Annotated in this window: 22 protein-coding genes; 11 read left to right on the top strand and 11 right to left on the bottom strand. The window is 67.2% G+C overall.

The annotated features are described in order from the left end of the window. Positions 1-383: 383 nt before the first annotated feature. Entirely contained in the window at positions 384-1,964 is a 1,581-nt protein-coding gene (locus LOK44_RS27175; RefSeq protein ID WP_237573181.1) for a molybdopterin-dependent oxidoreductase, read from the bottom strand. Positions 1,965-2,074: 110 nt separating this feature from the next. Here LOK44_RS27175 and LOK44_RS27170 point away from each other — a divergent pair, with 110 nt between their 5' ends. Continuing rightward, entirely contained in the window at positions 2,075-2,842 is a 768-nt protein-coding gene (locus LOK44_RS27170; RefSeq protein WP_237573180.1) for an SDR family NAD(P)-dependent oxidoreductase, read from the top strand. A gap of 12 nt (positions 2,843-2,854) precedes the next feature. Here LOK44_RS27170 and LOK44_RS27165 read toward each other — a convergent pair whose 3' ends face one another. After that, entirely contained in the window at positions 2,855-3,838 is a 984-nt protein-coding gene (locus LOK44_RS27165) for a class I SAM-dependent methyltransferase (RefSeq protein WP_237573179.1), read from the bottom strand. A gap of 33 nt (positions 3,839-3,871) precedes the next feature. After that, positions 3,872-4,546: a winged helix-turn-helix transcriptional regulator gene (locus tag LOK44_RS27160; protein WP_237573201.1), complete on the bottom strand. Its 675-nt coding sequence runs from the start codon at positions 4,544-4,546 to the stop codon at positions 3,872-3,874. A gap of 125 nt (positions 4,547-4,671) precedes the next feature. Here LOK44_RS27160 and LOK44_RS27155 point away from each other — a divergent pair, with 125 nt between their 5' ends. The 3 genes from LOK44_RS27155 to LOK44_RS27145 are packed head-to-tail and all read left to right on the top strand — an operon-like array spanning position 4,672 to position 7,784. Next, positions 4,672-5,490 carry a class I SAM-dependent methyltransferase gene (locus LOK44_RS27155; protein WP_237573178.1) on the top strand — a complete coding sequence of 273 codons (819 nt, stop codon included), beginning with the start codon at positions 4,672-4,674 and terminating at the stop codon, positions 5,488-5,490. 54 nt (positions 5,491-5,544) lie between these two features. Further along, entirely contained in the window at positions 5,545-6,732 is a 1,188-nt protein-coding gene (locus LOK44_RS27150; protein WP_237573177.1) for an acyl-CoA dehydrogenase family protein, read from the top strand. Further along, positions 6,729-7,784 carry a phosphotransferase family protein gene (locus tag LOK44_RS27145; protein WP_237573176.1) on the top strand — a complete coding sequence of 352 codons (1,056 nt, stop codon included), beginning with the start codon at positions 6,729-6,731 and terminating at the stop codon, positions 7,782-7,784. Before LOK44_RS27150 ends, LOK44_RS27145 begins: the two co-directional genes overlap by 4 nt. A gap of 4 nt (positions 7,785-7,788) precedes the next feature. On the opposite strand, the gene LOK44_RS27140 is transcribed toward LOK44_RS27145, so the two are convergent. The 3 genes from LOK44_RS27140 to LOK44_RS27130 are packed head-to-tail and all read right to left on the bottom strand — an operon-like array spanning position 7,789 to position 10,596. Next, entirely contained in the window at positions 7,789-8,550 is a 762-nt protein-coding gene (locus LOK44_RS27140; RefSeq protein ID WP_237573200.1) for a sulfite exporter TauE/SafE family protein, read from the bottom strand. A 13-nt stretch (positions 8,551-8,563) separates the two neighbouring features. Next, positions 8,564-10,228 carry a SulP family inorganic anion transporter gene (locus tag LOK44_RS27135; protein ID WP_237573175.1) on the bottom strand — a complete coding sequence of 555 codons (1,665 nt, stop codon included), beginning with the start codon at positions 10,226-10,228 and terminating at the stop codon, positions 8,564-8,566. Then, positions 10,225-10,596: an ArsR/SmtB family transcription factor gene (locus LOK44_RS27130; RefSeq protein ID WP_237573174.1), complete on the bottom strand. Its 372-nt coding sequence runs from the start codon at positions 10,594-10,596 to the stop codon at positions 10,225-10,227. The genes LOK44_RS27135 and LOK44_RS27130 overlap by 4 nt, the downstream gene beginning before the upstream one ends. Positions 10,597-10,847: 251 nt before the next feature. On the opposite strand from LOK44_RS27130, the gene LOK44_RS27125 reads away from it, so the two are divergent. After that, positions 10,848-11,327 (top strand): 2-isopropylmalate synthase, encoded by a 480-nt coding sequence (locus LOK44_RS27125; protein ID WP_237573173.1) that lies wholly within the window; start codon positions 10,848-10,850, stop codon positions 11,325-11,327. Here the strand turns inward: LOK44_RS27125 and LOK44_RS27120 are convergent. Further along, a complete protein-coding gene (locus LOK44_RS27120) occupies positions 11,309-12,637 on the bottom strand; it encodes an MFS transporter (RefSeq protein ID WP_237573172.1) in 1,329 nt (442 codons plus the stop codon). The two genes, LOK44_RS27125 and LOK44_RS27120, sit on opposite strands and share 19 nt — an antisense overlap. Before the next feature lie 84 nt (positions 12,638-12,721). Beyond that, a complete protein-coding gene (locus tag LOK44_RS27115; RefSeq protein ID WP_237573199.1) occupies positions 12,722-14,206 on the bottom strand; it encodes a cytochrome P450 in 1,485 nt (494 codons plus the stop codon). Between the two features lie 112 nt (positions 14,207-14,318). Between LOK44_RS27115 and LOK44_RS27110 the strand changes: the two genes are divergently transcribed. Then, a complete protein-coding gene (locus LOK44_RS27110) occupies positions 14,319-14,984 on the top strand; it encodes a TetR/AcrR family transcriptional regulator (RefSeq protein ID WP_237573171.1) in 666 nt (221 codons plus the stop codon). 23 nt (positions 14,985-15,007) lie between these two features. Next, complete coding sequence (locus LOK44_RS27105; RefSeq protein ID WP_237573170.1) at positions 15,008-15,868, top strand: SDR family oxidoreductase; 861 nt, start codon at positions 15,008-15,010, stop codon at positions 15,866-15,868. A 3-nt stretch (positions 15,869-15,871) separates the two neighbouring features. On the opposite strand, the gene LOK44_RS27100 is transcribed toward LOK44_RS27105, so the two are convergent. The 3 genes from LOK44_RS27100 to LOK44_RS27090 are packed head-to-tail and all read right to left on the bottom strand — an operon-like array spanning position 15,872 to position 18,732. After that, positions 15,872-17,032 carry an AAA family ATPase gene (locus LOK44_RS27100; protein WP_237573169.1) on the bottom strand — a complete coding sequence of 387 codons (1,161 nt, stop codon included), beginning with the start codon at positions 17,030-17,032 and terminating at the stop codon, positions 15,872-15,874. A gap of 10 nt (positions 17,033-17,042) precedes the next feature. Further along, a complete protein-coding gene (locus tag LOK44_RS27095; protein ID WP_237573168.1) occupies positions 17,043-18,122 on the bottom strand; it encodes a DNA polymerase IV in 1,080 nt (359 codons plus the stop codon). A 1-nt stretch (position 18,123) separates the two neighbouring features. Then, positions 18,124-18,732 carry a TetR/AcrR family transcriptional regulator gene (locus LOK44_RS27090; RefSeq protein ID WP_237573198.1) on the bottom strand — a complete coding sequence of 203 codons (609 nt, stop codon included), beginning with the start codon at positions 18,730-18,732 and terminating at the stop codon, positions 18,124-18,126. A 96-nt stretch (positions 18,733-18,828) separates the two neighbouring features. Between LOK44_RS27090 and LOK44_RS27085 the strand changes: the two genes are divergently transcribed. From LOK44_RS27085 to nrdE, 4 genes are all read left to right on the top strand, one after another. Then, positions 18,829-19,371, top strand: a complete 543-nt coding sequence (locus LOK44_RS27085) for an NADPH-dependent FMN reductase (protein ID WP_237573167.1) — start codon at positions 18,829-18,831, stop codon at positions 19,369-19,371. Positions 19,372-19,822: 451 nt separating this feature from the next. After that, positions 19,823-20,065, top strand: coding sequence for a redoxin NrdH (locus LOK44_RS27080; protein ID WP_163918334.1), 243 nt, complete (start codon positions 19,823-19,825; stop codon positions 20,063-20,065). Positions 20,066-20,102: 37 nt separating this feature from the next. Continuing rightward, a complete protein-coding gene (nrdI, locus tag LOK44_RS27075; RefSeq protein ID WP_237573166.1) occupies positions 20,103-20,552 on the top strand; it encodes a class Ib ribonucleoside-diphosphate reductase assembly flavoprotein NrdI in 450 nt (149 codons plus the stop codon). Beyond that, entirely contained in the window at positions 20,522-22,684 is a 2,163-nt protein-coding gene (nrdE, locus tag LOK44_RS27070; RefSeq protein WP_237573165.1) for a class 1b ribonucleoside-diphosphate reductase subunit alpha, read from the top strand. The genes nrdI and nrdE overlap by 31 nt, the downstream gene beginning before the upstream one ends. The last annotated feature ends 7 nt before the right edge of the window (positions 22,685-22,691 follow it).

Genomic DNA, 22,691 nt, shown 5'->3' with positions numbered 1-22,691 from the left:
GCCAACACATACCGAACCTTGTCTTCAGCCGATATCTTCGACCGCCGCGACCTGGTCATCTGACACTCCTTCCGACATGTCACCAATCTTCACTCGGCGACCGTGACAAGAAGTCTGAGTCAGTGCATCGCGAACTGTTCGAACATACTTTCGACTTTACAACCTGGGTACGACAAGTCCTCGCACCAGGAAGCGGTCGTGACCAGGCTGTGGATGGATTCCGCACTGGGGATGACTCAACCCGAGAGTGGTCAGTTTGTCGGACCGCTGGTGTAGTGCGCGGTGCGGTGGGTCCGATGTAGGGCGCGGCTCACCAATCACGAACACAGTGTCGCGAGTTGTCGCCCAGAGGCGGGCATTTCGCAGAGTGGTCACCACCCACCTCACACCACGGCGAAGGACACCGTGTGCCAGCCCGTTGCGCCATCGGGTATCACGTCGGCCAGCTGTGACGTCTGGGTGGCGCCGGTACCGTCCGTCGCCCGCACCGAGATCTCGTGGAGTCCGGGCTCGCCGGCCTCCCACGTGAACTTCCACAGCCGCCAGGTCTCGTTCGAGTAGGCCGCGCCCAATTCGGCTGGCTGCCAACGATCCTCACCACCGGGCCCTTTGACCTGCACCTCGACGGCCTTCACCCCGCGGTTCTGCGCCCACGCCACACCGCCGAACGTCACGGTGCCGCGCGGCACGTCCTGCCCGCTGCGGGGCACGTCGACGCGCGACTGCGTCTTGATCGGGCCGAGAGCGGACCACCCGAGCTTCGTCCAGTACGCCTCGGCCCGATCGAACCGAGTGAGTTCCAGGTCGACGACCCACTTCGTCGCGGACACATAGCCGTACAGACCCGGCACCACCAGACGGGCGGGATACCCGTGCTCGGTCGGCAGTGGAGCGTCGTTCATGCCGATCGCCAGCAGCGAGTCCCGCTGGTCGGTCATCGCCTCGATCGGCGAACCGGCAGTGAACCCGTCGATCGACTTCGACAGCAGCATGTCCGCGTCGGACTGAACGCCCGCCCGGTCCAACAGATCCCGCACCCGATAGCCCGTCCACTTGGCGTTCGAGATCAGGTCGCCGCCCACCGGATTCGAGACGCACGCAAGCGTGACGACGTCTTCGACCACCTCGAACTGCTCGAGATCGTCGAACGTCAGGTTCACCTCGCGGTCGACCATGCCGTGAATGCGCAGGCGCCAGTCCTCGCGGCTCAGCTGCGGCACCGACAGAGCGGTGTCGATTCGGTAGAAGTCGGCGCTCGGGGTGATGAAGGAAGGCAGCGACACACCGGCGGGTTGCACGGCCGGCGGCACGGGCGCGGCAACGACCTTGGGCGTGGGCAGCGCGAAGGCGCTGCGATCACCGGAAACCGAGGCGCGCATCCTCGTCAGCACCGCACCGCCCACGCCGGTCAACGCGCCACCGGCCAGGAAGCCCAGCGTGATCAACGACAGCCGTCGACCGGGGTCCGGCACCGGGCCGATCCGGGTACCCGCGGTGGCGCGACCACGGGCGTCGCGCGCCGGAGGTCCGTCGGTGAATCTGCCCGAGGCGAGGAACCGCAGCACCGCGATACCGCACACCGTTCCCACGAGGGTGGGCACCACGTCGGCGATCGTCGCGCCCTCGCGTGACAGTACGGCCGCGCAGCCGGCGACCCCCGCCGCGGCGATGACGAGGCTGCCCACCGGTAGGCGTGGCCGCTCCAACTGCGCTGCGAGCCCCGCGATCAAGGCGATGACACCCAGGATCAACAGCGTCAGCACCAATTTGTCGGAGGTGCCGAAGGTCTGGATCGCCCATTCCTTCACCGGCCCGGGCGTGAGGTCGATGACCGCCGACCCCACCGCAGTGCGCGAATCTGCGGACGGACCGAACGGAACTGCGGCCAATTGGGCAACCCCGAGGGCGACCGCGGCGGCAGCTACGCCCGCCATCGGGCGGGGGCGAACAGCCTGACGTGCCATGCACGCCAAGGTACCTACTCGGCCACTCGAAAGCCTTAACGTAAGGTGACGACGCCAGTGCTTTACACAATGACGTCAATCTGGAAAGTACGCAGCGGAAAGGGAGCCACATGGAGATCTCGGGGAAGAAGGCGATCGTCGTCGGCGGCGCATCGGGCTTCGGCAAGGCCACCGCGGAATCACTCGCGCAGCGCGGCGCGACCGTGGCCATCCTCGACCGGCCTCAGTCGAAGGGCAAGGAAGTAGCCGACTCGATCGGCGCCTCCTTCCACGAGGTGGACGTCACCGACTTCGACGGAACCGAGAAGGTGCTCTCCGAGGCCGTGGGTGTACTCGGCGGACTCCACATCATCGTGACCACCGCGGGTGGCGGCATTGGCGAGCGCACCATCAAGAAGGACGGCCCGCACAGCCTCGACTCCTTCCGCTTCTGCATCGACCTCAACCTCATCGGCACGTTCAACATCAGCCGTCTCGCCGCGTGGCAGATGAGCCAGCAGGAGCCGGTGGACGACGAGGCCGAAGAGCGCGGCGTCATCATCAACACCGCATCGATCGCCGCCTTCGAAGGCCAGATCGGGCAGGTCGCCTACACCGCATCCAAGGCCGCGATCGCAGGCATGTGCCTCACGATGGCGCGCGACCTCGGCAGCCTCGGCATCCGCGTGACCGCCATCGCGCCAAGCCTGTTCGCGACCGGGCTCACCGAGGGCATCCCCGACGACTTCGCCAAGGCGCTCACCAAGGACGCCGCCTTCCCCAAGCGCCTGGGCAAGCCGGAGGAGTACGCCAAGCTCGCGCTGGCGATCGTCGAGAACCCCATGCTCAACGGCCAGTGCATCCGTCTGGACGCCGGACAGCGCTTCGCCCCGAAGTAGCGCCCGAGGCTCTCAGTCGGGCGAGCCACCAACTCGCTGCATGTAGAACGAACCTGGTTCTCGGTTTGGCGTCAGGAACGGGCACTGAGCCTTCAACTCGTCGTAATGGTGATGCCGTAGGTGATTGAGCGCTCCGATGACCTTCCAGTCGCCGTTCGACGTCAGGAAGGCTTCGAGTAGGTACTGCTCGTTCCAGAGTCGCACTTCATCGACAATCCACTCGGCTGGATAGTCTCGCGGCGAGAAGATGTCGTGCACGTGGACGATGACACCCGGCGCAAGTGTGGGAAGTAGTTCCAGGTACTCGAAGACGACGTCACCTCGGGGCCGGATCACGTGCGACGAGTCGATGAACAAGATGTCGTCGGCCTTCAAGCTCTCGAACATCCGAATGTCGGTGCATTCGACCTTCTCGCGGATGACCGTGACGTCCAGCTCCTCGAGCCATTGATGCTCGTAGGGCTCGATCAAGGTGTGTTGGCAGGTGAAGGTCGGGTCTTCTCGCTTGTTCGCCTCTAGAGCCCGTATGGCCATTCGCGTGGAGAACCCGCTGCCGATCTCGATGATGCGTTTCGGCTTCTTGAGGCGAATGAGGTTGTACCAGTACTCGGCATCTCCGGACTCGAACGCCCGGTTCTCCAGATAGAAGTCGTACCCACCGGCGTCGTGGCGGGGCAGCGTGGCCAACTCGCCGGCGAACGTGAACGAGTTCAAGAGTCTCAGCTGTTCGTCGACGTTCCAATCGATCCCCGGCAGGTGCCGTTCGGTGGAGATCAGTTCCCGTATGGCTGCGTTGTCGAAGGACGGTTCATAGTAGTGATCCCGCAGCGGAAAGCAGCCGGCGCGCAAGAGCATTGCCCTGGACGCGGGGAGACGTTCGACTCCAACGGTTCTGACGTACTTGAGGAGTAGCGCGCAGAGGTAGACGAGGGGGAAGATGATGACGTCGATGGCAGGCATGGCTCGAATCACCGCCTGCTTAACGGGGTTGGACATGGTCGACTACCGTTCCCTTCGCATCGAGGTTCTTCACGCGGGTCGCGGTACGTCGGCCAGCCCGCCCTGACCGATCCACATCGGGATGGCGCGGCGGACGTCGGCCGGACCGGTCAGCGCGACGCTGCCTTCCCGCATGGCGCTAGTCCACCCGATGTCGCCGCGCCACACGCGAGTGAGCGTCAGGAGACTGGTCTCCACCGTCCCCGCCACCTCGTAACCGGGATCGAAGTCGCATACGTCGGCCTTGCCGTCGGCGACCACCAGCCACCACCGGGACGCCTTGGCGGCGACCCCGTCGAGATGGAACGCCAAGGTGGTCCGCTGCGGCGGCCAGAAGTCGATCGGAACGGTGCGGTGGATGTCCCACATCAGTAGATGCGGGTCGAGATCTTCGTCGCCGAGTTCGCCTATCCAGCGCACCCCCCAGCGGCCCAGTGCGTCGACCACCGCGCCCAATTCCCGGCCGCACTCGGTCAGCGAATAGGCGGTACGGCCGTCGACCTCCTCGCGCTGCACCACCCCGGCGCGCACGAGCGACTTGAGCCGTTTCGACAGCAAGGCAGGCGACATCTTCGGAACGCCGCGGCGAAGCTCGTTGAAATGACGGCTACCCAAGAGCAATTCGCGGACCACGAGCATCGTCCACCGCTCATCGAGCAGTTCCATCGCCTTGGACACCGGACAGAACTGGCCGTATCCGGGCATCGCGATCACCCCCATCGCAGGTCAAACCCCTTGTAACCATGAAACCACCGCGGTACAGATCTGGAACTGGAATGGCACGATCCGCGGCGCGACGATGAATTCACCGGAGCCGAAGGAGCAAGAACATGACAACTGCCGTCCACGATCCCGCCCTGACCGCCAAGCATCGCGCCATGTGGGCCACGGGGGACTATCCCCGGCTGGCCACCGAGCTGGTGGCACCACTGGGTCCCGTTCTCGTCGAGGCGTGTGGAGTCAAGCCCGGCGACCGGGTGCTCGACGTCGCCGCGGGCACCGGCAACGCGTCCATTCCGGCAGCGGTGGCCGGCGGTGACGTAATCGCCAGCGACCTGACACCCGAGCTGCTCGACGCCGGACGGCTCGCCGCCGAACAGCGCGGTGTCGAGTTACGTTGGCAGGAGGCCGATGCCGAGGCGCTGCCGTTCGGCGACGCCGAATTCGACACGGTCATGTCGTGCATCGGCGTGATGTTCGCGCCCCACCACGAACTGGCCGCCGGCGAACTCCTCCGGGTGTGCCGGCCCGGCGGCACCATCGGGCTACTCAGTTGGACTCCGGAAGGGCACATCGGGCGGTTGTTCGCCGCCATGAAGCCGCATGTCCCCGCTCCGCCGCCGGGTGTCCAGGCCCCACCGCTGTGGGGCGACGAGAACCACGTTCGAGCGCTGCTCGGCAATGGGGTGGACGACGTGACGGTGCAGCGACGCTCCCTCACCGTCACAGCCTTCCCCGACGGGTCGACGTTCCGGGACTACTTCAAGGCCATCTACGGGCCGACCATCTCCGCCTACCGCGCCATCGGTGACGACCAAGACCGCATCGCGGCGTTGGATGCCGACATCGCCGCCGTTGGGGACCGGTTCGTGACCGGGCCGTCGACCATGGAGTGGGAGTACCTGCTGGTCGTGGCCCGCAGGGGCTGAACCACTTCCCGATTCCGCCACGCGATCGGTGCCGCTGCGGTCACGATGTGGGGCATGACCCAGGTTGCCCCACCCCGTGACAGTCCCGTCGTCGCCGCGGCCCGCAGCATGCGCGATCTGGTCGGCGCCCAGGCGTGTGAATCCGAGCGGATGCGCACGTTGACGCCCGCCATCGTCGACGAGATGTGGGCGTCGGGCCTGATGAGTTCGATGAACCCGGCGGCCGCAGGTGGCACCGAGCCGTCGTTTGCCGAGATGATCGAGACCTGGCTCGAGATGGCCTGGCAGGACGGGTCATTCGGCTGGATCGGCATCGCCAACCTGCCGTCCTCGTTCGCAGCCGCGGCGTACCTGCCGGACGAGGGCTTCGCCGAGGTGTTCACCGCCAACGACAATCACGTCACCATGGGCGGCCAGTTCTTCCCCAACGGTCAGGGTGCGGTGGTCGACGGTGGCTACCGGCTGAGCGGCGCATGGAGCTTCGGATCGGGCACCGGGCACGCGCAGTACGTGGCCGCGGGCTTCATGCCCACCGACGACGGTCAGCCGCGCTGGGTCTCCGAGGGCATCCCCGAGATGCACGTCGCGATCATCCCGCGCGACGAGATCACGTTCAAGGACAACTGGCACGTGCAGGGCCTCAAGGGAACCGGCTCCTACGACTACGCCGTCGAGGAACTGTTCGTGCCTGCGTCGAGGACTTTCCCGCTGTTCGCGCGCGAGCCGCGCCGGGGGAGTTCCCCGGCCACCCGGATGGGCATGATGCCGGTGACCGCCGCGGGGCATGCCGCCTGGGCGCTCGGAGTCGCCAAGAGCATGCTCGACGACGTCGCCGAACTGGCCGAGACCAAGTACCGCATGAGCGACATGGCGTCACTGGCCAGCAGGCCGACGTTTCAGAAGGGACTCGCTCGGCACGTCGCGGCCTGGCGAGCCGCGCGGCTCCTGGTGCTCGACGCCTTCACCACCGCGGAGGCGGCCGTGGCGGCGGGGGAGGACCTGACGCCGACGCTGCGCGCCGACATGCGGGTGGCGGCGGTCTACGCCACGGACGTGGCGCGCGAGTGCGCCGAGTGGTCGCATCTGGTCGCGGGCACCAGCGCGATTCGCGAGGGCACGCGACTCGAACGAGCCTTCCGCGACGTCTACACCGGCACGCAGCACGCCTTCATCAGCGAGAAGGTCGCCATCGACGCCGCGCAGATCTGGCTCGGACTCGTCGACGATCAGTTCGGGCTGTGAGCCCCCCGACCCCACCGACACTCAGCGACGACGACCGGACGGCGGTACAGAGCTGGGTCCGTCAGCAGAATCTCGGCTCGGAGGTCACCGACGTCCGGCCACTGACCGGCGGCTCCCAGAACATCGTCGTGCACCTGCTCGTCGACGGCAGGCCGATGGTGTTGCGGCGGCCGCCGCTGCATCCGCGGCCCACCAGCGACAAGACGATGCTGCGCGAGATCGCCGTGCTGCGCACGCTGGCGGGCACCGATGTGCCGCATCCCGAATTCGTCGCGGGCTGTGACGATGTGAGCGTGCTCGGCGTCGTCTTCTATTTGATGGAGGAGGTCGACGGGTTCAATCCGGGCAACGAGATGGCCCGGCCCTACGTCGACGACGCCGCGATGCGCCACGACGTGTGCCTGTCCTACGCCGCGAGCCTCGCGCGACTCGGCGACGTCGCCTGGGAGGGCAGCCCGCTGGCCGAGCTGCAGCGGCCGGGATCGTTCATCGGCCGGCAGGTCCCGCAATTCCTGCGGCTGCTCGAAAGCTATCGGCACGACGCGTACGACCCGCGCACACTGTCGGTCGACGTCCTCGCCGACTGGCTCCGGACGAATCAGCCCGACGACGGGCGGCCCGGCGTCATGCACGGCGACGCACACCTGAACAACGTTCTGCTGCGCCGAGATCGAGCCGAACTGGCCGCCTTCATCGACTGGGAGATGTGCACCGTCGGCGATCCGCTGCTCGACCTCGGCTGGATGATGGTGTGCTGGCCCACCGAACCCAACACGATCGACGCCGGCGCGGAGCTGGCGGCACTCGGCGGGCTTGCCACCCGGGCCGAACTGCTCGAGGCCTACCTCGCCGCCGGTGGCCGCGCTACGCCGCACCTGCCCTGGTACGTGGCGCTGGCGTGCTTCAAGCTCGGCATCGTCATAGAGGGCACCTGGTCGCGCTATCTAGCCGGGCAGGCGAATCGTGAAGCGGGGCAACGGCTGCACGAGTCCGCGATGTCGCTGATCGACCTCGGCACACGGGTGGCCCACGGCGAGGACGTCTTCGCCTGAGCGGTCAGCGGTAGGCGTCGAGGCCCAGCTTCACCGCCAGGGCCAGCCCGGCCACGGAGATGCCGAGGCGCAGCGGCGTCGCAGGCGCGCGCCGCACGATGATCGGCCCAAGGCGCGCCCCGATCAGGCACCCGACGCCCATCGCGACGACGGCAGGCCAGTGCACGTGCGCGAAGACGACGAAGATTAGGGCGGCCACACCGTTCGCGATGCCCAGCACCACGTTCTTGGTGGCGTTGGCGTGCGCCAGGGTGTCGCTCGCGGTGCTGAGGAACAGCGCCAGCAGCAGCACTCCCGCCGCGGCGCCGAAGAACCCGCCGTAGATCGAGATCAAGAAGACCGCCGCGCAGACCAGCACCGTCTGCACGATGCCGCCCTCGTCACCGTCGGCGCGGGTGCGGCGCGGCAGGGCGATGAGGACCGACGACACGGCGAGGAGCACGGGAACGGCGTCCTCGAAGCCCTCCGACGGAATCGACAGCAGCAGTACCGCGCCGAGGACACCGCCGACCGCGGCCATCGGGACCAGCCTGAGCAGGGCCGCGCGCTGGCCCGCCAGTTCTGGTCGCGATCCCCACACCGATCCGACGCCGTTGAACACCAGGGCGACGGTGTTGGTGACGTTGGCCGTGACCGGCGGCAGACCGACCAGGAGCAGCGCCGGGTAGGTCGACACCGAGGCGAGGCCGGCGATGCTGCCGGTGAGCCCACCGCCGACGCCTGCAACGAACAGCAGCAGCACGTCCCACCACGTCAGCGCCATCATCAAGCGATGAACCCTAGGCGATGCCCGCCGATTTGGGGACTCGAGGCGGCCCAACGGCGTGAGCGCGTGCGTGGACGATGGCTTCGTCGAGAGAGTCGATCATGTGGTTCTCGTGCCGGAGCGACTCGAGGATTCCAACGTTGGTCAGCAGTGACATGTGTGCGGGCTGGACTCCCTTGACGATCACCGTGATGCCGCGTGCCTCGAGTTCACCTGCGACCCGGGCCAGCGTGTTCGCGCCGGTCGCGTCGAGCATGCCCAGCTGTGACATCCTGATCACGACCACGCGTATGTCGCGATGGTCGGCGTCGACGATCATGCTCGAAATCCGTTCGGCTGCACCGAAGAACATCGCGCCGTCCAGACGCAGCAGCGCGATGTGCTCGTCACCCGGCAGCGCCGGTGAAGGAAGTTCCTCGCGTATGACGCTGCTGCGCCGGGCGACGGTGCGAAGCGCGAAGAACGCGGCCACCAGTACTCCGATCTCGACCGCTTCGATCAAGTCGAAGCACACCGTGACGACCGCGGTGAGTACGAAGGTCAGGGCATCCGATCGGGTGGAGCGCATGATCTTGACGACGGTGTCGAGGGAGATCATCTTGAACGAGGTGACCACGAGAACGGCGGCCAGGGCGGCCAGCGGGATGGCCGCGACCGGACCGGTCGCCAGGTAGACCACCCCCAGCAGCAGCAGCGAGTGCACGATGGCCGCGAAACGGGTGCGCGCGCCCGAACGCACATTGACGGCCGTCCGCGCAATCGCCCCGGTGGCGGGCATTCCGCCGAAGACGCCGGACGCGACCGACGCCAGTCCCTGGCCGATCAGTTCACGGTCCGGGTCATAGCGCCCCGTGGTCGACATGGTGGCAGCGACCCTCGCCGAGAGTAGGGATTCGATGCCAGCCAGGGCTGCGATCGCCAGCGCCGCTCCGAGCAGGGTCCGCATTGCCGCTAGGTCGGCGTGGGGCATGACAGGTGCCGTCAGGTGCGAGGGCAGCGCGCCGATCCGCGCCACCGGCACGGCGAGCACGCCCACCAGAATGGATGCTGCGACCACGCCGAGCAGTGACCCGGGTATTGCGCGATGCAATCGGGGCAGTCCGACCATCAGGACGCCGACCAGGACCGCCACGGCAAGTGACCATCCGGCCGACGACCAGTCGGGTGACGAGACGACGCCCCACGCCGCAGCGAGTGGCCGTTGCCCCACCTGCCCGACGTGGCCGAAGACCGCAGGTATCTGCTGCAGGAAGATGATCGTCGCGATGCCGAGGGTGAAACCCTCGATGACGGGCCACGGTATGAAGGTCACGGCACGGCCGAGGCCGGTTGCGCCCGCAGCCAGCACCAGAACTCCGGCCACCACCGTCACCAGCGCGACACTGCCGACGCCGTAGTGCAGGACGACGGGGGCCAACACGACCGCCATGGCTCCGGTGGGGCCCGAGACCTGAACGTGTGACCCTCCGAAGACCGCGGCGACGACTCCGGCTACCACGGCTGTGACCAGGCCGGCGGCGGCTCCGACGCCGGAGCTGATGCCGAAGGCCAAGGCCAGCGGTAGGGCCACCACGCCCACGGTGACGCCTGCGAGCGCGTCGCGACGCCACGATCGGGGAAGTTCGGCGTAGTCGGACCGCTGCGGCAGCAGACGCGCTGCTCGCTGCGCGATCTTCACTGCGGGGTGCCGATGGGTGGCAGCGACTGCAGAGCGTCGAGCTTGTCGCGATTGGCGGCCAATGTGTCGGCGAGGAACGCTCGCGCGATGAGCAAGAGTTCGGCGATCTTCGGGTTGGCGAGGCGGTAGAAGACGGAGTTGCCCACCCGCTCGGCGGCAACCACGTGATGTCGCCTCAACACCGCGAGGTGCTGCGACAGCAGCGTCGGCTCGATGCCGGTAGCCGCCAAGATGTCGCTGACCGGGGTGGGCTCGGTGGCCGACGACAGGATTTCCAGCACCCGGATGCGGGCGGGGTGGGCGAGGGACTTGAACAGGTTGGCCTTGATTTCGTACAGCGGCTGTTCTGCACCGGTCGGAAATAGCACGGCGGCCGCCTTCACATGATGAATTGAGAGAATCCTAAAGTCATCATATGCCCCCATCGGTGGCGGCGTTGCGCCCGAGCACCGCCGCGAACCAAACCGCTTGCACGAGCGGTCGCCGACGGCCTAGCATCGCTGACGTGCCGAAGCGACTCGTAGTAGCAACCCGCAGCGGGGTCTGATTCAGACCGACCCCTCGCTGTGGGTCGTGCTACACCGTCGGTCACTTCCTCCACTGGAAAGTTCCGGCACACATGATCTCCACCTTCGCGAGCCCACTCGGGCCGTCCACCACCATCACGGCCTCGCTGCCGCGGGGCCTTCGCGAGGAGGCAGAGTCCATGTCGGTCGACGCATTCCACGCCACCTACGCACCCACGTCGGGACCGTTGCGTCTCGGCAACTGGGAGTGCACCGACGAACGCACGGGCACACTCGGCCCGCAGGCGCGCACCTACCGGGCCACAATCGCCGTCGGCGACGGCATCGGGACGTCCACCGCGGTCGCGGCCGGACCCATCGGCGCGCTCACCGCGATGCTGCACGAGCGGGGCATCGCCGTCGAGATGCTGGGGTTCCACCAGAAGCAGGTCGACGGTGCGACGGCGACGTTCATCCGCGGCACCGACGGCTACCGTGAGGACTGGGCGATGGGCTGGTCGCAGGACTCCACCCAATCGGCGCTGCGCGCGGTGATCGCCTGCGCGAACCGGCTTTACGCCACCGCCTCCTGAAGCGCTAGCGGCCGCAGGGCCAACGTCGCGGCCACGCTGATCACGCCGGTCAGCACCAGGTAACCGCACGCCAGCCATGGCGAGCCGCCCGCCGCGGCGATCAGCGCGGTCAGGATCAGTGGTGTCAGGCCGGACGAGTAGACCCCCGACAGCTGGTACACCGTGGACAGACCCGTGTAGCGGATGCGGGTCGGAAACAGTGACGCGTACAGCGTGCCCTGCGCGCCATAGAACCAGGCGTGCACGACGCCGAAGACGAGCACCATGCCGATCGCGAACGCGGTGAGGCTGCCGGTGCCGAACAACGCGAACACCGGGAACACCGCGAGCGCATAGGCGGCGATCCCGCTGGCGTACACGCGTTTCGGGCCGTATCGGTCGGCCAGCAGGCCCGACACCGGGATCAGCGCGGCCATCAGCAGCGCGGCGACCGTCACGACGACGAGCGTGGGCACCTTCGCGAAGTGCAACGTGCCGGTCGCATACGAGATCGCGAACACGCCCCACGTGTTGAACGCCGCACCCTCACCCCACCGCGACAACATGCCGAGCACCGTCGAGCGCAGCGCGGGCGGGCGGAACACGTCGCGAACCGGCACCGTCGAGGTGTCGCCGCTGGCCCGCGCCCGCTCGAACTCCGGAGTCTCGGTCGCCTTGAGCCGCACCACGACACCGACGACCACGAGCGCGACGCTCAGCAGGAACGCGATGCGCCACCCGTACGTCTGGAAGGCCTCGTCGGACATCGCGACCTGCAGCAGCGCGAACACCCCGGTGCCCAGTGCGAGACCGAGCGCCAGACCCACCTGCGGGATGCTGCCGAACAGTCCGCGCCGATTGGGCGGGCTGTGCTCGACGGCCAGTAGCACGGCGCCCGCCCACTCACCGCCGAGGGCGAAGCCCTGCACGATGCGCAGCAGGAGCAGCAGGATCGGCGCCAGCACCCCGATCTGCGCCGCGGTGGGGAGCACGCCCATCAGTGCGGTGGCGCCGCCCATCAGCAGCATGGTCAGGGCGAGGGTGCGCTTGCGCCCGATGCGGTCGCCGACGTGGCCGAAGACGAAGCCGCCGATCGGTCGGACCACGAAACCGACCGCGAACGTCGCGAACGACAGCAGCGTGCCAACCAACGAACTCTGGTCCGGGAAGAACGCCTTGTTGAAGACCAGGCTCGCGGCGGTGGCGTAGAGGAAGAAGTCGTACCACTCGATGGTGGTGCCGATGAGGCTCGCGGCCAGCGCCGTGCGGACGGTCTTCGCGGCGTCGTCGGCAGGCGGCCGTGCGTCGGTCGAGGAGTCGGTGGTCGTCACGTACAGGCACTTAGCCCGAGATTCGCCGCACGATCAAGGGTTGTGCGCACGCCGATCCGAACTGCCGCGCCCGCGGCCGGCGCCTCAGCGCAGCGGACGCAGCACGATCGGCATGCCGTCCATCGGGATCGGCATGCCGCCGTAGTCCCAGTGCGCCTTGTAGCCGGGGCGGGCCAGCTCGAGGCGGTACTTGCGCAGCAGCCGGTGCATGACGGTCTTGATCTCGAGCTGACCGAACACCATGCCGATGCACTTGTGGGCGCCGCCACCGAACGGGGCGAAGGCGTAGCGGTGCTGCTTGTGCTCGTTGCGCGGCTCGGCGAAGCGCGCCGGGTCGAACTTCTCCGGATCCGTCCACAGTTCGGGCAGGTGGTGGTTCATCGACGGCCACGTCACCACGGTGGTGTTCGCGGGCAGGTGGTGACCGCACAACTCGGTGTCGCGCACCGTCATCCGCACGTTGAACGGCAGCGGGGTGACCAGCCGCAGCGACTCGTTCATGACGAGGTCGAGCGTCTCGAGCTTCTCGAGCGCGTCGATGTCGAGCGGTCCGTCGCCGAGGCGGTCGGACTCCTCGCGCACCCGGTCCTGCCACTCCGGGTTGGCGGCCAGGTTGTAGGCCATCGTCGTCAACGTCGACGTCGAGGTGTCGTGCGCCGCCATCATCAGGAAGATCATGTGGTTGACGATGTCTTCGTCGGAGAACGTGTTGCCGTCTTCGTCGGCGGTGTGACACAGCACGCTCAGCATGTCGGTGCCCTCGGAGTTGCGCTTCTCCTTGACCCTGGCGACGAAGTAGTCGTCGAGCACCTTGCGCGCCTGCAGCCCACGCCACCACTTGAACGGCGGGACGGGGGTGCGGATGATCGCGCCGCCCGCGCGGGTGGTCATCGTGAACGCGTCGTTGACCTTGGTGACGAGTTCCTTGTCACCGCCGTGCTCGTGGCCCATGAAGACGACGCTGGCGATGTCGAGGGTGAGTTCCTTGACCGCCGGATAGAACAGGAAGCGGTTGTCGTTGGCCGCCCAGTCGTTGGCCACGACGTCGGAGGCCACCCGGTCGATGTGCTCGACGTAGCCGGTGAGACGGCTGCGGATGAACGCCTCCTGCATGATCCGCCGATGGAACATGTGCTCGTCGAAGTCGAGCATCATCAGGCCGCGGTTGAAGAACGGCCCGATCACCGGGTGCCAGCCCTTCTGCGAGTAGTCCTTGTTGCGGTTGGAGAACACCGTCTGCGTGGCGTCCGGTCCCAGCGCCAGCACCGACGGCAGGGCGGCGGAGTGCATGTAGTGCACCGGCCCGTGCTTGCGGTACACGTCGAGCACGAAGTCGGGTCCACCGCGGAACGTCTCGATCATGTGGCCCAGGACCGGCAGGCCCGCGTCGCCCATGACGGGCTTGAGGTCGCTGCCCGCGGGCGGCTCGGCCAGCACGAACTGGGGCCACTCGCGCTGGCGCAGCCGCTTTTCGACGGCGCCCATCCCCGGGAAGTTGTTGATCGACGGGGTGAGGCGTCGTTTCGCCTCACCAAGCAGATACTCGGGGGTGTTGATGGTCGCCATGATTCTCCTTGGCTGAGTTCGTGTGGTCGATCTCACTCTGGGCACCATCCTGATGTGCTGTCTTGACGCCTGTCAAGTTTGTCCCAGGCGTGGCGCGGTGCCAAGGTGGATGCCCATGACCCCCGACTCGTCGACCGCATCGGTGGCGGCACCGGTCTCCGCCGACGCCGAGCCCCGTCGCAGCCGAGGCGACCGCCAGCGCGAGGCGATCATCACCGCCGTCCGCGAACTACTCGAGGTGAAGTCGTTTGCCGACCTCTCGGTCAGCATGATCAGCGAGCGGGCCGGGGTGGCCCGGTCGGGCTTCTACTTCTACTTCGACTCCAAGTACGCCGTGCTCGCCGTGATCGTGGCCGACGCGATGGAGGAGCTGGACAAGCTCACCCACGACTACGCCCCGCGCGAGCCCGACGAGACACCGGCCGAGTTCGCCAAGCGCATGGTCGGCAGCGCCGCCGCGGTGTTCGGCAGCCGGGACCCCGTCATGCAGGCATTCACGCTGGCGCAGAACACCGACGCCCAGATCCGCGAGATCATGAACGACTTCGAGGACACGGTGATCGACAAGATCGTCGGCCTCGTCCAGCAGGATTCCGGTGCCCGACCCATCACCGACGACCTGCCCGCCCTGGTCCGCATGTTGACCGCGACCACGGCGATGACCCTGTCCCGCGACAGCGGCTTCGTGGGCCGCGGCACCGATCCCGCTCGCGCGCTCGACGTCGTCGAACGGTTGTGGCTCAACGCACTGTGGGGCGGCGACGCCACCGAACTGCGCTGACCCGCGCCGGTAGGGTCGGCTGCATGGCGCAGCGCAGCGGTTACGCAGGGAAACGGTGCTTCCTCACCGGGGCGGCCAGCGGCATCGGCAGGGCGACGGCTCTGAAGCTCGCCGGCGAGGGTGCCGAACTGTTCCTCACCGACCGCAACGCCGACGGACTCGCCGAGACGGTGGCCGACGCCCGCGCACTCGGCGCGCAGGTCAGCGCCCACCGCGCCCTCGACGTCTCGGACTACGAGCAGGTGGCCGCGTTCGCCGCCGACATCCACGCGTCCCACCCGGCCATGGACGTCGTGATGAACATCGCGGGCGTGTCGGCATGGGGCACCGTCAGCACGCTCGAACACCGGCACTGGGAGTCGATGGTGTCGATCAACCTGATGGGACCGATCCACGTCATCGAGTCGTTCGTCCCGCCCATGGTCGCGGCGGGCCGCGGTGGTCACCTGGTCAACGTGTCATCGGCTGCAGGCCTCGTCGCGCTGCCGTGGCACGCCGCGTACAGCGCGAGCAAGTACGGGCTGCGCGGGGTCAGCGAGGTGCTGCGGTTCGACCTGGCTCGCCACGGCATACGGGTGTCGCTGGTGGTTCCCGGTGCAGTCAAGACGCCGCTCGTGCAGACCGTCGAGATCGCAGGCGTCGACCGCGAGCACCCGCAGGTGCGCAAGTGGGTCGACCGGTTCGGCGGCCACGCCGTCTCGGCCGAGCACGTCGCCGACCGCATCCTGGTCGGCATGGGGCGCAACCGCTACCTGATCCACACCTCGCCCGACATCCGAGCGCTATACGCCTTCAAGCGATTTGCGTGGTGGCCGTACAGCGTCGCCATGCGCCAGGTGAACGTGATCTTCACCAAGGCGCTGCGGCCGCCGAAGGTAGGCTGACGCTCAGCGCTTGCCCCAATCCCACGGCGGCGCAGTCAGATTCGTCTGACCGGTGATGCGGGTCTCGCCCCAGTCCTTGTGCAGTTCGATCTCGGCGGCGTCCTCGCCCGCCAGGAGTTCGCGCATGGCGGGGGAGTGCGTGACCACGACGACCTGCGTCACCGCCGCGGCCGACCGAATCATCGCCGCGAGCGGTGCGATGAGGTCGGGGTGCAGCGACGTCTCCGGTTCGTTGAGCACCATGAGCGACGGCGGCGACGGACTGAGCAGCGCCGCTCCCCACAGCAGGAAGCGTAGGGTGCCGTCGGACAGTTCGGCGGTGCGCAGCGGGCGCAGCATCCCCTTCTGCTGCAGTTGGAGTTCGAACAGGCCGTCGTTGGTGGCCACCGACACCGTGGCCCCGTCGAAGGCCTCGGCGACCGCGCGATGCAGATCGTCGAAGCCCGCCTCGACGATGGTCTGCACCGCGGCGGCCAGGTCGGCGCCGTCGTCGGCGAGCACCGGCGTGCGGGTGCCGACGCGCGGCTGACGTGCGGGTGCCCCGGCGTCGACCCGGAAGCCGTCGTAGAACCGCCACGTGCGCAACCGATCCCGCACCGCGGCCAGCTCGGGCAGCGCACCGGCGCTCGCGAACTCGGCCAGCACGCTGCGATAAGCGGGCAGCGACTTGGTGAGTTGGTCGAACCCGCGCCCGGACTCCGATGCCACCTCGGCGTAGTCGCGGCCGCGCGAAACCAGCGTCGCACTCCTGCGCAGCCGCGGGCCCGCGAACACCGCCTCGCGCTTGATCTCCGGGTCGCGCCCGAACATCGACTTCGGACCGGCGTACTGGGGCAGTCCGAGATCGATCAGGTAGCCGAAGTCGTCTGAGCTGAACCCGAGTTCGAGTGAGACGGGCCGGTTGCGGGTAGTGCCCTCGACGGTGCCGGTGCGACGCGCTCCGCCGAGACCCTCGGGCCCGGCCCACAGTACGGATTCGAGGCCGCCCTCGCGGGCGAGCGAGCCGATGACCTCGTTGCGCGCGCAGGCCGCGAGCAGACCGAGCCCGCGGTAGACCGACGACTTGCCGGTGCCGTTGGCACCCGTCACCACGGTGAGGCGGGACAGCGGCATGATCAGTTCGCGCAGCGATCGGTAGCCCCGGACGGCGACGGTGTGCAGCACGGTGGCGACGTTAGCCCGGGAGCCCGACAGATTCGGGGTGGGCGGCGTCGGAGCCCGCCATGGCCAACTCGAGTCGCACGCCGAGCAGGCGCACCGGCCTGTCGAGTTCGAACTGGTCGAACACCGCGAGCGCCGTTTCGACGACCGTGGCCTCGTCAGTGGTGGGGGCCGGCAGCTTGCGGATCTTCGTCCTGGTGAAGAACGTCTTGGTGCGCACCGTCACCGCAACGCGGGTGACGACGCGCTCCTGCGCTACCACCTCGGCGAGGGTCTGCCTCGCCAATGCCCTGATGGCCGAGTCCATTTGGTCGCGGTCGGTCAGATCGGTCGGGAACGTGGTGACGTGACTGCGCGAGCGCGGGACCCACGGCTCGGACCGGACGGTCTCGTCGCCGCCGCCCTTGGCGAGCAGCAGGATCCCCAGTCCCGTCGACGGGCCGAAGGCATCGGTGAGCACCGCGGGGTCGGTGGTCGCGAGGTCGGCGACCGTGGTGATGCCCATGCCCGCGAGACGCTTCGTGGTCTTCGGGCCGACGCCCCACAGCGCGTCGACCCCCCGGTCGCCCATGACGGTCATCCAGTTCTCGTCGGTCAGCGCGTAGACCCCGCCCGGCTTGCCGAACCCCGTCGCCACCTTGGCCCGCTGCTTGTTGTCACTGATGCCGACCGAGCACGACAGGCCCGTTTCGGCGGCGACGACGGCGCGGATGCGCTCGGCGGACTCGACGGGGTCGACCGTGCCGTTCGGGTCGTCGAGTCCGACGTACGCCTCGTCCCATCCCCACACCTCGACGGGGTGGCCGAGATCGCGCAGCAGGCCCATCACCTGTTCCGACGCCTCGTCGTAGGCGGCGGAGTCCGACGGCAGGAACACCGCGTCAGGGCACTTGCGCGCCGCCGCGCGCAGCGGCATGCCCGCATGGACGCCGAATTCACGCGCCTCGTACGACGCACACGTGACGACCTTGCGTGGTTCGGCCGGATCGCCGTTGCCGCCGACGATCACGGGTGACCCGACGAGGTCGGGACGGCGCCGCAGTTCGACCGACGCGAGGAACTGGTCGAGGTCGACGTGCAGGACCCAACTCATGTCAGGTACCGCACAGCTTTCGAACCACGTCCTCCCAGGCCTTGCCCTGCGTCTCGAGGCTGCGGCGCAGGTCCTCGACCTGGTGGGTGACGTAGACGGCGTCGAGCAGGGACAGTAGGGCGTCGGTCTGGCCGTCGAGGTCGCCGCTGGTGCCTGCGGTGGCGAGCAGCATCCGGATGTGGGAGCGGTGCAGCATCGCCGGCGCGTTGAACCGGGTCTGCGGGTCGCGGCCCGCGTCCGACAGCAGCGCGCGGTGGTCCCAGGCGAAGCGGAGGCGTTCGCGGCCGTAGGCCAGCAGTCGCTCGAGCGGCGGCGCCCCGGGTCCGAGTGGAGGCGGACCGAACATGAAGGCCTGCTGCTGTACCTTCTCGTCCTCGTCGAGCAGGACGATCATCAGGCCCGCGCGGCTGCCGAATCGGCGGAACAGCGTGCCCTTGCCGACCCCAGCAGCCGAGGCGACGTCGTCCATGGTGACCGCGTCGGCGCCGTGCTCGGCGATGAGCGTGCGAGCCGCGTCGAGTAGCAGCGCCCTGTTGCGGGCCGCATCGCCGCGTTCGTGCGGCGCAGAATCGGTGATCGGGAGCCCGGCCAGCCCGGCTGACTCGTTGATGGCGGCCACTACCGCACTTTAGCTCAGCCGGAATCAATCGGACCACGGTCCGGTTATTCTGTGCAAGCATCACGGGGCTACGAAAGGGAATGGAAGATGTCGAACGTCAAGGTATTGGTTCTGCTGGGCAGCCTCCGCAAGGAGTCGGTGAATCGGCAACTCGCCGAACTCGCCACGGACGTCGCGCCGGCGGGGACGTCGGTCGAGCTGTTCGACCGGCTGGGTGAGGTGCCCTTCTACAACGAGGACATCGACAACGACGACGCGCCGGAGCCGGTGCGGGCACTGCGTGCCGCGGCCGCCGAGGCCGACGCCGCGCTGATCGTCACGCCCGAGTACAACGGCAGCATCCCCGGCGTGTTGAAGAACGCCATCGACTGGCTGTCGCGGCCGTACGGCAACAGCGCGTTCGGGGGCAAGCCCGCCGCGGTGGTGGGTGCTGCGCTCGGTCAGTACGGCGGGGTGTGGGCGCACGACGAGACCCGGAAGTCCTTCGGCATCGCTGGCGCCCGGGTCGTGGAGGACCTCAAGCTGTCCATTCCTTCCGCGTCGTTCGACGGCAAGCACCCGCGCGAGAACGCCGAGGTGGTCTCCGACCTGCGGGACGTCGTCGAGAAGCTGGTGGCAGAGGTCGGCTGACCCGCTCGACCCGAAGCCGCCGGTGCGCCCGATCGGGTGCGCCGGCGGCTTTGCTGCTGGGGGACGAAGTCCGGTTTCGTGTCGGTGCCACCTGATAGACCGGCACCGGACGCACGACACGGCGCGAATGTGACGTGCGACACGCCGGTGATTTCTGGTGCCGAGCGCTTACGACCAGGGAATTCCATGAATGTCGTTCAGAACATCTTGTATCCGTATCGCTTGTCGGCCACTAGGTGTAGTGTCTTGCAGACCGACAGACCCCCACGGTTCCTCACCGAATCGCAGGTCGGCCGGAGCGCACAATCCGGCTGGATCGGGTCTCGGACCCGGGTGGATTCGTCGCCCCGATCGGCCGGGAGCGCAGGAATTTCACGGGTCCGTGGGTCGCTGAACATCAGTGAGAAGCAGTAGCCAGTCAGTCAGTTCCCGCAGAGGAGTCGTGCCGCAGATGACCGTCACCGTTTACACCAAGCCGGCTTGCGTGCAGTGCAACGCCACCTACAAGGCGCTCGACAAGCAGGGCGTCGCGTATGACGTCATCGACATCACCGAGAACCCCGAGGCACGCGACTACGTGATGGCGCTCGGTTACCTGCAGGCTCCCGTCGTGGTGGCAGGCGGCGATCACTGGTCGGGATTCCGGCCCGACCGGATCAAGACGCTCGGCGGAGCCGTCGCGGTCACGGCCTGACGATCGGGTGTTCGGCGACCAGGAAGGAGGAAGCGGGATGTCGGGAACGAATCTCGTCTACTTCTCCAGCGTCTCCGAGAACACCCACCGCTTCGTCGAGAAGCTGGAACTGTCTGCGATCCGCATCCCGCTCCGCGAGCGGATCCAGGTCAGCGACCCCTACGTGCTGGTGTTGCCCACCTACGGCGGTGGGCACGCGAACGGCCCCGATCCCGACGCCGGGGGATACGTCCCCAAGCAGGTGATCGCCTTCCTGAATGACGAACACAATCGATCGCTGATCCGCGGCGTCATCGCCGCGGGCAACAGCAACTTCGGCGCCGAGTTCGGCTACGCCGGCGACGTCGTCTCCCGCAAGTGCGGCGTCCCATACCTCTACCGCTTCGAACTGATGGGGACGACCGATGACGTCTTCGCGGTGCGAGCGGGCCTAGAAGACTTTTGGAAGGACCAGACGTGTCACCAACCCTCACTGCAGAACCTGTAGTCGCGCCTCACGCCGTGGCCGGCGAGATGGATTACCACGCGCTCAACGCGATGCTCAATCTGTACGACGCGGACGGCAAGATCCAGTTCGACAAGGACCGGGAAGCCGCCAACCAGTACTTCCTGCAGCACGTCAACCAGAACACGGTGTTCTTCCACAACCAGGACGAGAAGCTCGACTACCTGGTGCAGAAGGAGTACTACGAGCGCGAGGTGCTCGACCAGTACTCGCGCAACTTCGTCAAGACGCTGCTCGACCGGGCGTACGCCAAGAAGTTCCGCTTCCCGACGTTCCTCGGTGCGTTCAAGTACTACACCTCGTACACGCTCAAGACGTTCGACGGGAAGCGCTACCTCGAGCGCTTCGAGGACCGCGTCGTGATGGTGTCGCTGACGCTGGCCGCCGGTGACACCACGCTGGCCGAGAAGCTCGTCGACGAGATCATCGACGGCCGGTTCCAGCCGGCCACCCCGACGTTCCTCAACTCGGGCAAGAAGCAGCGCGGCGAGCCCGTGTCGTGCTTCCTGCTTCGCATCGAGGACAACATGGAGTCGATCGGCCGCTCGATCAACTCGGCGCTGCAGCTGTCCAAGCGCGGCGGCGGAGTGGCGTTGCTGCTGACCAACATTCGCGAGCACGGCGCGCCGATCAAGAACATCGAGAACCAGAGTTCCGGCGTCATCCCGATCATGAAGCTGCTCGAGGACTCGTTCTCCTACGCCAACCAGCTCGGGGCACGCCAAGGCGCGGGCGCGGTGTACCTGCACGCGCACCACCCCGACATCTACCGGTTCCTCGACACCAAGCGCGAAAACGCCGACGAGAAGATCCGCATCAAGACGCTCTCGCTGGGCGTCGTGATTCCGGACATCACGTTCGAGCTGGCCAAGAAGAACGAGGACATGTACCTGTTCTCGCCGTACGACGTCGAGCGCGTGTACGGCGTGCCGTTCGCCGACATCTCGGTCACCGAGAAGTACTACGAGATGGTCGACGACGCCCGGATCCGCAAGACCAAGATCAAGGCGCGTGAGTTCTTCCAGACCCTCGCCGAGTTGCAGTTCGAGTCCGGCTACCCGTACATCATGTACGAGGACACGGTGAACCGTGCCAACCCGATCAAGGGCAAGATCACCCACAGCAACCTGTGCTCGGAGATCCTGCAGGTGTCGACGCCCTCAGAGTTCAACGAGGACCTGTCGTATGCCAAGGTCGGCAAGGACATCTCCTGCAACCTCGGGTCGCTCAACATCGCCAAGGCAATGGACTCGCCGGACTTCGCGCAGACCATCGAGGTGGCGATCCGCGGTCTGACCGCGGTCAGCGATCAGACCTCGATCACGTCGGTGCCGTCGATCGAGCAGGGCAACAACGAATCCCACGCTATTGGGCTTGGGCAGATGAATCTGCACGGGTACCTGGCCCGCGAGCGGATCATGTACGGCTCCGAAGAGGGCGTCGACTTCACCAACATCTACTTCTACACGGTGCTCTACCACGCGCTGCGGGCATCGAATCGCATTGCGATCGAACGCGGTTCGCGCTTCGGCGGCTTCGAGGACTCGAAGTACGCATCCGGTGAGTTCTTCGACAAGTACACCGATGAGGTGTGGGAGCCGGCGACCCCGCGGGTGCGGGAGCTGTTCGCCGATGCGGGCATCCGCATCCCCACGCAGGAGGACTGGAAGCGGTTGAAGGAGTCGGTGCAGACGCACGGCATCTACAACCAGAACCTGCAGGCCGTTCCGCCGACCGGCTCGATCTCCTACATCAACCACTCGACCTCGTCGATCCACCCGGTCGCCAGCAAGATCGAGATCCGCAAGGAAGGCAAGATCGGGCGCGTCTACTACCCGGCGCCCTATCTCACCAACGACAACCTGGACTACTACCAGGACGCGTACGAGATCGGCTACGAGAAGATCATCGACACCTACGCCGCGGCCACCCAGCACGTGGACCAGGGTCTGTCGCTGACGCTGTTCTTCAAGGACACCGCCAGCACCCGCGACGTGAACAAGGCGCAGATCTACGCCTGGCGCAAGGGCATCAAGACGCTGTACTACATCCGCCTACGCCAGATGGCGTTACAAGGCACTGAGGTGGAAAATTGCGTCAGCTGCATGTTGTGACCTCGGG

Origin of the sequence: Mycolicibacterium lacusdiani, from assembly GCF_021916785.1 — a bacterium.
Taxonomy (GTDB): Bacteria; Actinomycetota; Actinomycetes; order Mycobacteriales; family Mycobacteriaceae; genus Mycobacterium; species Mycobacterium lacusdiani.
The sequence above is the reverse complement of the archived record's forward strand: the minus strand, read 5'-3'. Positions and strand labels throughout refer to the sequence as shown.